General features: G+C 42.0%; 2 tRNA genes and 1 rRNA gene (1 of these 3 cut by a window edge). All 3 read left to right on the top strand.

Going from position 1 to position 448, the window contains the following annotated elements:
- Positions 1–28 (top strand): 16S ribosomal RNA (locus RI557_RS09695) (it extends 1,520 nt beyond the left edge of the window).
- Positions 29–163: 135 nt separating this feature from the next.
- A tRNA-Ile gene (locus RI557_RS09690) sits at positions 164–237 on the top strand.
- Positions 238–248: 11 nt separating this feature from the next.
- Positions 249–322 (top strand) — tRNA-Ala (locus tag RI557_RS09685).
- Positions 323–448 lie beyond the last annotated feature (126 nt).

Raw genomic sequence — 448 nt, 5'->3', positions numbered from 1 at the left:
CGGAAGGTGTGGCTGGAACACCTCCTTTCTAGAGAGACTTGAAGGAGTCTCGGGGTAAATTTGAAGATGCTTTCCATTATTATATTGTACATTATTGAGTATAGAAGAACCAGCAGTTCTCAAGCTCTAAAGATGGCCGGGCCGTCTGAGTTTGGGATGTGATAGTCCCGTAGCTCAGCTGGTTAGAGCGCTACACTGATAATGTAGAGGTCGGCAGTTCGAGTCTGCCTGAGACTACTTGAGTGTTTGGGGAATTAGCTCAGCTGGCTAGAGCGCCTGCCTTGCACGCAGGAGGTCATCGGTTCGACTCCGATATTCTCCACTAAAATTAAATTTGTTTACGTTTACTTAAGAGGTTAAACATTTTAAATGGAATGAAATATAAGCGATTATTTAAACACAATAGGATCTAAATAAGACGCAAAAGTACATTGACATATTGGAATTA

The sequence above is a fragment of the Salibacter sp. genome (genome assembly GCF_031581065.1).
Classification (GTDB): Bacteria; Bacteroidota; Bacteroidia; order Flavobacteriales_G; family Salibacteraceae; genus Salibacter.
This window is presented reverse-complemented; position numbering and strand designations above follow the sequence as displayed.